At 59.3% G+C, this 9,214-nt stretch carries 9 protein-coding genes; 4 read left to right on the top strand and 5 right to left on the bottom strand.

Features of this window, described 5'->3' with window-relative positions:
• Positions 1 to 52 precede the first annotated feature (52 nt).
• Positions 53 to 913, bottom strand: coding sequence for a glycerophosphodiester phosphodiesterase (locus tag HKN37_04105; protein ID NNE45824.1), 861 nt, complete (start codon positions 911 to 913; stop codon positions 53 to 55).
• A 48-nt stretch (positions 914 to 961) separates the two neighbouring features.
• Complete coding sequence (locus HKN37_04110; GenBank protein ID NNE45825.1) at positions 962 to 1,774, bottom strand: hypothetical protein; 813 nt, start codon at positions 1,772 to 1,774, stop codon at positions 962 to 964.
• Positions 1,775 to 1,939: 165 nt separating this feature from the next.
• Between HKN37_04110 and HKN37_04115 the strand changes: the two genes are divergently transcribed.
• Positions 1,940 to 2,173 (top strand): hypothetical protein, encoded by a 234-nt coding sequence (locus tag HKN37_04115; protein ID NNE45826.1) that lies wholly within the window; start codon positions 1,940 to 1,942, stop codon positions 2,171 to 2,173.
• Here HKN37_04115 and HKN37_04120 read toward each other — a convergent pair.
• A complete protein-coding gene (locus HKN37_04120) occupies positions 2,144 to 2,536 on the bottom strand; it encodes a helix-hairpin-helix domain-containing protein (protein NNE45827.1) in 393 nt (130 codons plus the stop codon). The two genes, HKN37_04115 and HKN37_04120, sit on opposite strands and share 30 nt — an antisense overlap.
• Before the next feature lie 241 nt (positions 2,537 to 2,777).
• Between HKN37_04120 and recO the strand changes: the two genes are divergently transcribed.
• The 3 genes from recO to HKN37_04135 all read left to right on the top strand — a co-directional run bounded on the left by recO (position 2,778) and on the right by HKN37_04135 (position 6,037).
• Positions 2,778 to 3,485, top strand: coding sequence for a DNA repair protein RecO (gene recO, locus HKN37_04125; GenBank protein NNE45828.1), 708 nt, complete (start codon positions 2,778 to 2,780; stop codon positions 3,483 to 3,485).
• 72 nt (positions 3,486 to 3,557) lie between these two features.
• Positions 3,558 to 4,208 carry a repressor LexA gene (locus HKN37_04130; protein NNE45829.1) on the top strand — a complete coding sequence of 217 codons (651 nt, stop codon included), beginning with the start codon at positions 3,558 to 3,560 and terminating at the stop codon, positions 4,206 to 4,208.
• Between the two features lie 104 nt (positions 4,209 to 4,312).
• A complete protein-coding gene (locus tag HKN37_04135; GenBank protein NNE45830.1) occupies positions 4,313 to 6,037 on the top strand; it encodes an alpha-amylase in 1,725 nt (574 codons plus the stop codon).
• Between the two features lie 3 nt (positions 6,038 to 6,040).
• On the opposite strand, the gene HKN37_04140 is transcribed toward HKN37_04135, so the two are convergent.
• Entirely contained in the window at positions 6,041 to 7,732 is a 1,692-nt protein-coding gene (locus HKN37_04140) for a M1 family metallopeptidase (GenBank protein ID NNE45831.1), read from the bottom strand.
• A 39-nt stretch (positions 7,733 to 7,771) separates the two neighbouring features.
• The coding region (acnA, locus tag HKN37_04145) for an aconitate hydratase AcnA (GenBank protein NNE45832.1) at positions 7,772 to 9,214 on the bottom strand (1,443 nt) is incomplete at its 5' end.

Genomic DNA, 9,214 nt, shown 5'->3' on the forward strand with positions numbered 1-9,214 from the left:
CTTAAAGGTACGTAAAATCAAGAAAAACAGCACTAGTGAGGCATTTCGGACCTCATGCTTCTCCAGGCACCAAGAATTGTTCCAACAGTCGCCTCGCGCGGTCCGGATAGTCAGTGATAATCCCGTCGACGCCCAGCCGGACGGCCCTGGATATGTCCGCGTCGGTGTTGGTCGTCCAGGGTATGACCAGCATTCCTCGTCGATGTGCGCTCCGTACCAATCTTGTCGACAGCGAACGATGGTCAGGACTGTAGATTTGCGGGACAAAGCCCAGGCGCTTCAGCTTCAATGAGATGAACCTCGCCGACCACCTGCTCACGAGGAGCGATGTGTTCCATGCCGGGTTAATTCGTCGGGCCGCACGCAGCGTTCTGCCGTCGAACGACTGGATGGTCGATCGGCCCAGCACGTGCTGCTCCTCGAGGACCGCGTACAGCAGGCCGGCAAAGACCGATGGTTCCGGATGAAGATCACCCTCCCAGCCGCGACGTGATTTGGTCTCGATGTTGTATCGAACCGGTTCGCGTTCCAGCGTAACCGTCAGCTCCTCAGCCATGACGATCACGTCACGCAGCAGCGGCTTCACGGCCGGCTGTGATTGCTGCTCAGGAAAATCCACATGGCGACGGGAGCCGCAATCGAACCGTGCAATCTCGTCGTAAGTCATCGAATAGATCTTCAGCGACCGTTCTTCTTCGTCAGTCACCGGGGAACCGTCCGGCTTCGAACAGAACTTCGACGAGAACCACGGTTCGTGAGAAACGACCACCTGGTTATCTGCCGAGATGACGACATCCAGTTCCAGGGTTTTTACGCCGAGCTCGATGGCACGCCTGAAAGCGGGAAGCGTGTTTTCCGGGACGAGGCCACGGGCGCCGCGATGGCCCTGAAGATCAAAGTCTTTCCGAATCACTCGTACACCAGGATCTGCCCCGCGAACGGGGTAACCGGCCAAACTGACTCATCCGGCTAACTCAACATCCCACGCCCTGGCAAGTTCGGCGATGATCGCTTTCTCTTCGACAAGCACCACGTCGTCCGCCCGCGCGATATACTCCAGGTCCGCGAGGATCGCGGCCCGCTGGTTCACGGGAACGCTGGCCTTGAGCCTTACAACAGCATCGCGCATGATAGAACGTTCGCGATCCTCCGCGTACGACCGAAGAGCCTCCTCCACGATGGCGCCGACGTCGTCGGGAATTGCTGCCGGGAGCCACTCGGCCACCTTGCGACCGATTGCATCCAGTTCGTTGTGGTCGAGATCATCATCCGACTGGTGGGCGAGCGCGATGTAGACAATAGCCAGATCGTGGAGCGCCGTCCACTCGCCATCGGACAGGTGCGAATCCATGACACTCCAGAGACGGACCCGTTCTCCGTCCGCAGGATGCAGATCCCAGCGCCGCGCCACCGCGCTGACGAATCGTCCCTCTTCGTGGTGATACCAGTCATCGTGAAGAGCCAGCGCGACCAGATCGTGCAAAAACTGACGAAGCAAATCCGGTTCGAATCGCACACCCAGTTCGCGGACTGCTTCTCCGAGCACTCGGGTGCCCTCTCCATTGGCCAGATCGCTGGATACTTCCCTGATCAGCGTATCGACGAAATCAGTCGACACCAGACTTCCGGTGCGCTCCATGACCCGATCGCGAATGGCCCTCTCATAGTCGTCGCCGACCTCCTCCGACGACCGATGCGCCAGAGCGAGATATACCGTCGTCAGCCATCGGGCCGTCTGTGCCGGCGAAACGGGAGCCATCTGCTCAGCTGTCATGGTTCTACTCAACACTTTGACTGCCGCAAACCGTTCGCGTTACGAACGTTGGACGGCAGTGTGCCTGCGAAACGAAATCTAACCAATAATGGACGACGGACTGAGGACATTTTCAGTTGTAGCATCGTTCAAGGCTCTAATTTCAGGTATCGTCGCAATAATCGCATGGACAAGTACACGGTTGTCATCATTCTAACAGCCGTCGGCTTCTTCGGGCTGGCAGCCCTTCTTCTTGTTCCGATCTGGCGGTTTCTCAACAGCGAGCAGAAGCGAGGCGATGAGTGGACGAAGCATCTTCGCAAGACGCAATCGGGCGTGATGGATGACATGTCGTCCGACGTCCCCCCGGACCAGGACGGCCTCAAGAATTCAGAGGCGCACGATAACGAGCGGAGCTAGGCTTTCAAGCTTTTTTGGTCCGATCCCGGAGACGTTCTCAAGGTCACTGACCCTGCGAAAGGGACCGTGCCGACGGCGATACTCGACGATCCTTTCGGCAAGACGAGGTCCGATCCCCGGAAGCCGGGTCAGCTCCACCAGCGATGCACGGTTCACATCGATCCGATTGTCCTGCGGCGACTCACCGCCTGACTCAACCACGGTGTGCGTCGAGTCCGGCTCCGCGTACGTGGAGTCTGCCACCGCAGCCGAGTCTGCACGAGGGATGATGATCGTGTCGGGCTCTATCGTAGCGCTGGACAACGCAAAGAAGAGGCTGTCCCGTTCGTGATAGTATTCGTCGTCGAACACAGGCCGGTCCATCAGGAACTGCCGGGCGACCTGGCCGACCAGCAACAGGGTCAGGGCAACCACTATCGCCACAAACTCGTTGTGCGTCATCGAGAGCCGGTGTTGCAGACGAAATACCCAGCGTGGGATGTGCCTCGGACTCACGTTCGTGCGGTGTGTTTACTACCTGACACCCGAATGGCCAAAAGCGTAACTTCTGCGACAAGCCACACCTGCCGTGATCTTAAGAACCGAAGCCATCGTCCTACGAAGCATGCGATACGGCGAGTCCAGCCGAATCGCCACGCTGTTCACACGCGAGAAGGGAAAGCTCTCCGTGATCGCGAGGGGTGCACGCCGAACGAAGAGTCGGTTCGGTTCCGCGCTCATGCCGATGTCGTATATCGAATCGGTCATCTACGTCAAGCCGGGGCGCTCGCTGCAGACGCTGTCAGAGACGTCTCATCTGTTGCGATTTCCGAGCCTGGCGCGCGACCTTTCGAAGATCTCAACAGGGCTCCGCATCGTCGAACTGCTCGGAGCGGTTGTGCAGGAGGAGGAAAGAAATCCGGGACTGTTTAACCTGGCGCTTCACACGTTGCAGCGCTTGAGTCTGGCCACGCGGTACACGGAGAATCTGGCGCTGCATTTCGAACTGAAGCTGGCCACCGAGCTCGGATTCGCACCCCTCATCGACCGCGACTCCGTCGAATCGATCGAAGGCTCCGGAGGATATCTGGCGGTCGATCGCGGAACTATTGCGGTCGGAAGCGAGGGGCACCACGCTGTGCGCGGATCCCGTAAGGCCTTGCGCGCCTTTGCGATACTTGCCGCCTCCGATCTCGACACGGCGATGCGCCTGACGCTTGATGCTCCAACGCGACGCGATCTCGAATCGCTTGTCGAAACGTTCATGCGATATCATCTCGAAGATGCGTATCCGGACCGGAGCAAACGCGTGATGGGACAGATAGCGATCTGAACGCCGCGCTTGACCCGCCGAGCAACGTGTGTTACATTTGTTACATGTGATACACATAGGTGCCCATCGACCATGAGCCGCCGCAGCCTTACCCCCAAGCAGCGCGATTTCCTCGGCTACGTCCGATCGTTCTTGAAACGAAACGGAGAATGGCCGACGTATCGCGACATCATCGACCACTTCGACTTCCGGTCGCCGAACAGCGTCACACAGAACCTGCAGGCTCTCTTCAAGAAGGGATACCTGAAACGTGACGAGTTTGGCTACGAACTCGTGGATCGGGATCCCGGTCCGTTCGCCGGAGCGATACAGATCCGCGGAGTCATCACCGCGGGCGTTCTACAGGAAGCCGTGGAGGCCGACCTGGGCCAAATCACGCTTGAGACCCTCTTCCCCAACCTCGACCGCATCTTTGCCATCCGCGTGTCAGGCGATTCAATGATCGGAGCGGACATCCAGAACGGCGACTACGTCCTCCTGGTCGACGAGGATATCAAAGACGGCGGCATTGGCGCCGTGATGTATAACGGCGAGACCTCTCTCAAGTACATCCACCGAGAGCGTGACGGGCTGAGGCTGGAATCGGCCAATGATGAATACGGCGACATCTACATCAACCCGGACGTGTTCGAGGAAGTCAGGATCCTGGGTCGCTACGTCGGGCACGTAAACCAAGCGGGCATTTTCAGGGAGCCAGGGAAGATGTCGACGCGAGCGGCGTGACCGCAACGGGGTGCGCATGAGTGTGCTCGTGGAAGATGTGACGTCCGCGGGGTATGTTTGAAGTTCTCGATCGAGCCGTTTCAAACATCCATTGTGCGTGATCATTGTTCTGGATCCGAACCGCGATACTCGGCGCGACGCTCTTCACAGCGTTACCTGTATCGGCGCCCGCACAACCTTTCTCGTGGGACAACGCGGTCATCTATTTCGTGATGACCGATCGGTTTTCGAATGGCGACACGGCCAACGATCACGCCTATGATCGCGGACTGGATTCGGCCGGCAACGTCATCCATTCCGATTCGCCCGGGCGCTTCTTCGGCGGCGATCTGAAAGGCCTGACCGACAGGGTGATTGAAGGGTACTTCAACGACCTCGGTGTCAACGTGATCTGGATCACGAGCCCGCTCGAACAGGTGCGGGGATGGGTGGGCGGCGAAACCGGTGCTTTTCCGGCCTACGCATACCACGGGTACTGGCCGCTGGATTTCACACGGATCGATCGCAACGTTGGGACGGAGTCCGACTTGAAGGCTCTCGTAACGGCATGTCATGAACGCGGAATCCGGATCCTGATGGATGTCGTGCTGAATCACGCCGGATACAACACGTTGCGAGACATGCATGAACAGGGATTTGGCTCCCTCGGAACGGGATGGGAGGACTGGACTCCCGGCCCAGGCGAGGATTGGACCGCGTACCACAATCGCTTTATCGACTACCGCGACTCGACCGCGTGGTCGTCATGGTGGAGCGGTGACTGGATGCGCGCCGACATCAGCGGCTATCCGCGGTGCGGCGCCACCAACGAGACAACCTGTACATCAAGTCTGCCGGACTTCCGAACAGAGTCCGACGCGAACGTACTCGTACCGGAATTCCTCGCGCGAAAGTGGATCCGCGAGCGACCCGACAGCGACGAGGTGAACGTGGAAGCGAATTTCGCTGATAGGTCGGGGCCCGTACGGCAGCATCTTACCGGGTGGCTGACGAGCTGGGTGAGGACCCTGGGCATCGACGGCTTCCGTCTCGACACAGCGAAGAATCTGGATTCGATCACCATCAGGCATCTCAAGAGTGAGGCGACGGCTGCGCTCCGCGAATGGAAGAACGCTCGACCCCAACAAGCTCTCGACGAGACGGATTTCTGGATCGTTGGAGAAGTCTTCGATCACGGTGTCGAACGCACGGAATACTTCGACAACGGACTCGACGCGGTATTCAACTTCGACTTCCAGCGCGATATTGAGCGAGGCGCGCCAATCGACTCCATCTACACCTCGTACTCGACGCTCATCGGCAACGACCCGACGTTCAATGTCGTCAGCTTTTTGTCGTCGCACGACACGCACCTCTTCGATCGCGACAGACTTCGCGACGCCTCCACGGCGCTCATGCTCGCGCCGGGGAATATCCAGATCTTCTATGGAGATGAAACCGGGAGGGCTCCCGGTCCGATTGAGAACGGCACGTCGGAGCGTACACGAACACCCATGAACTGGGCGGAGATCGACAGCTCTCTACTTTCGCACTGGCAGCGGCTGGGGCGGTTCCGGTCACGCCATCCGTCGATCGCAATGGGACTGCACCGCACGCTCGCCCCCGATCCATACACGTTCAGCCGGACCTACGGAAAAGCCGGCACGCGGGATCAGGTGGTTGTCGTGATCGGAGGCGAAGGACGCATGCATCTGAACGTCTCCAAGATGTTCGAGGACAACACGATACTTCGAGATGCCTATACGGGAAAGGCGGCGTTCGTGTCGTACGGCATGGTTGCCGTAGACGCGAATGACGCAGGCGTCATCCTTCTCGAAGAGGTACAGTAGAGCTCAGTCCGGGCTCACGTCTTTCTTGAGAATCTGTAGCCGCGGATCTGTCCCGGCAAACACCGTGTCGGGTACCTGCAGCTCAGCCCACCCTGTCGTCATATCGACCGCGATCGTGTCGCCCGAGAACGAGACTTCGACCGGCATTGGAAACGGCATATCGTTCGGAGTCTTCCACTCGAGACGCAGCCGCGGCCCATCCCGCTCCACAACGAGCTCCGGCAGTTCGGGCTGTCGAACGTACAGATCGAAGAACCACGCCAGGTCGCGTCCGGACACCTCCTCAACGATCCGAATAAAATCATCTGTTGATGCGAATCGGCACTGGCGTCCGTCCGTAACGGCCTCCATCTCCGGTGTCGGGTAGGCCATCCGGCGGAGCGACACATTCATGGCGTCGTCTCCGATAAGGTACCGGAGCGTGTGAAGGATCCATCCGCCCTTGAAATAGACGTCGCGGTCTCCCATCTCGTCGACCGTCACCGACTCGTAGGGCGCCACGGCACTCCGATTGCGAATCATCGGTCGAATGGACGACAGATAATGCAGATACCCATTCTCGCCGTTCAGCTCCTCTGCGTAGAGGGCCTGCATGTAGGTGCCGAAGCCCTCGTGAATCCAGAGATCCTTCCAGTCCGCGTTCGTGACCAGATTGCCCCACCACTCGTGCGAGAGTTCGTGATGGTGAAGCTTGTCGAAGCCGAAATCGATCTGAGGCGTCATCGCGACATTGCTGAAGTTCGCTCCGTACGCGATGATCGACTGGTGTTCCATCCCCAGGTGCGGCGTCTGGGCCACACCGTATTTGTCAATGCGGAACGGGTAGGGCCCGAGCCGTTCCTCGTAGAATCGAAGGTGCGCCCTGATCTCATCCATGAACTCGAGACCCTTGTCGTAGTCTTCCGGAAGGACGTAGAACAGCACGGGGAATGTGTCGCCCGCCACGCTCAGGAATTCATCCTTGATGACGCGGTACGGTGCGATGTTCAGTGCAACGGTGTATGTGTTGATCGGCGTGGAAACGTGCCAGTGGAAGGTCGTCCGCCCGTCTGTGGTCGGTGACGTTTCCACGAGACGACCGTTCGAGGCCACCACCAGCGGATCCGGAACGGTCACCCGGATGTCCATGGAGTCGGGTTCATCCGAGACATGATCCTTGACCGGCCACCATATGTCCGCGCCTTCGCCCTGGCACGACGTAGCGACCCACGGCAGTTCGGAAGGCGTTCGAGCCCAGGTGAACCCGCCATCCCACGGTGCACGCACTGCGACGTGCGGCGTGCCGCCGTAGGCCACGGTCACCTCAATCATTTCGCCCGGCTGATACGTGTGCGGCAGTCGAATCCACAGCTTGCCCTCGCGGCGCTCGAATCGCAGCGTGTCCGGGATGTCGGACGCGACGGTCGAAACCGCCCGTACCTCCAACTCAGGGACCAGATCGAGCACGAACCACTCGAGCGGGGATCCGGCCCGCGCGTGCACTGTGACACTGCCCTCGATGGTGCTGTCTGCAGGATTCACATCCAGCGCCAGGTCATAGTACGTGACATCGTAAGCCGCCTGCTCCGCCATCAGCGGCCCTCCCGAGTCGTACGGGCCGACTTGTCCGACCACGGGCGCCCGCATGCAGGCCGACGACAACAGCCCGGCGAATAGAAGCGGCAACAGCCGCGACTCAAAGATGGATGAGTTCATGGTGTTGGTCGCGGATTCGCCGAACGCTTGTGCGGCAGGTTAGGCTTCGACGGACGATCTGTCGAGAAACTCGCGGAGAACGTAATGGAGAATTCCGCCGTTGCGGTAGTACTCGACGTCGATCGGAGTATCGAGACGGCAGACCGTGTCGAAGGCAATGACGGTTCCGTCACTCTTTCGGGCCGAGACTTTAATGTTCTGCCGCGGCTTGACGTCGTCCGTCACCGGAACGTCGTACGTTTCTGTTCCATCGAGTCCCAGGGATGCAGCGTTTTCTCCATCCTTGTACTGGAGCGGAAGGACGCCCATCCCGATCAGATTTGATCGGTGGATACGTTCAAAGCTGTCGGCGATAACCACCTTGACGCCCAGAAGGATCGTGCCTTTGGCTGCCCAGTCACGACTCGATCCCATGCCGTAGTCCTTCCCGGCCAGCACGACCAGCGGTGTGCCGGCCGCCTGATACTTCATCGCGGCATCGTAGATCGGCATGACTTCGTCCGAGCCAAAATACTTTGTGATGCCGCCCTCGGTACCGGGCACAAGCTGATTCTTGATGCGGATGTTGGCGAACGTGCCACGCATCATCACCTCGTGGTTACCACGCCGCGACCCGAACGAGTTGAAGTCCAGAAACTTGACGCCTCGCCCCTGCAGGTATGCGCCGGCCGGACCGTCGGGCTTGATCGCGCCGGCGGGCGAAATGTGATCCGTCGTGGTGGAGTCGCCAACCTTCGCCAGAACGCGCGCCCCGGTTACGGATTTGATCTTCGGCGTCTCGGGCGACAGGCCCACGAAGAACGGAGGCTCCTGCACGTAGGTCGAATCGGCGCTCCACGAGTAGATGGATCCCTCCGGAATCTTGATCCTGTTCCAGTCCTCGTTCGATTCCTCGATTCCGCCATACTCCTTCTCGAACATCTCCGGCTTCACACTGGAATTGATCAAGTCGTGGATCTCCTTGCCCGTCGGCCAGATGTCTTTCAGATACACATCGTTGCCGGAGGAATCCTGGCCGAGCGGCTCACTGGTGAGATCGATATCGACTGTTCCCGCCAGCGCGAACGCCACAACAAGCGGCGGAGACGCAAGGAAGTTCGCCTGGACAAGTGGATGAATACGGCCCTCGAAGTTACGGTTGCCCGACAGCACGCCGGCCATGATCAAGTCGCCTTCCCTGACCGCGTCGGCCACCGGTTTCGGAAGTGGCCCCGAGTTGCCGATGCACGTGGTACATCCATACCCGACAAGATTGAAACCAAGCTGATCGAGGTACGGCGTGAGACCTGCCTCAAACAGGTAGTCGGTTACAACCTTCGATCCGGGCGCGAGGCTGGTCTTGACGAATGGCTTGACTTTCAGTCCACGCTCGACCGCCTTCTTTGCAACCAGGCCGGCACCGATCATCACCGACGGGTTGCTCGTGTTGGTACAACTCGTGATGGCCGCGATCGCGACGTCGCCGTGACGCAGACGAATCGG

The sequence above is a fragment of the Rhodothermales bacterium genome, from assembly GCA_013002345.1.
Taxonomy (GTDB): domain Bacteria; phylum Bacteroidota; class Rhodothermia; order Rhodothermales; family JABDKH01; genus JABDKH01.

Coding starts and splice junctions, on each gene's coding strand:
- HKN37_04110 (NNE45825.1), bottom strand. CDS start 1,774: ATGACAGCTGAGCAGATGGCTCCCGTTTCGCCGGCACAGACGGCCCGA.
- HKN37_04115 (NNE45826.1), top strand. CDS start 1,940: ATGGACAAGTACACGGTTGTCATCATTCTAACAGCCGTCGGCTTCTTC.
- HKN37_04120 (NNE45827.1), bottom strand. CDS start 2,536: ATGGACCGGCCTGTGTTCGACGACGAATACTATCACGAACGGGACAGC.
- recO (NNE45828.1), top strand. CDS start 2,778: ATGCGATACGGCGAGTCCAGCCGAATCGCCACGCTGTTCACACGCGAG.
- HKN37_04130 (NNE45829.1), top strand. CDS start 3,558: ATGAGCCGCCGCAGCCTTACCCCCAAGCAGCGCGATTTCCTCGGCTAC.
- HKN37_04140 (NNE45831.1), bottom strand. CDS start 7,732: ATGAACTCATCCATCTTTGAGTCGCGGCTGTTGCCGCTTCTATTCGCC.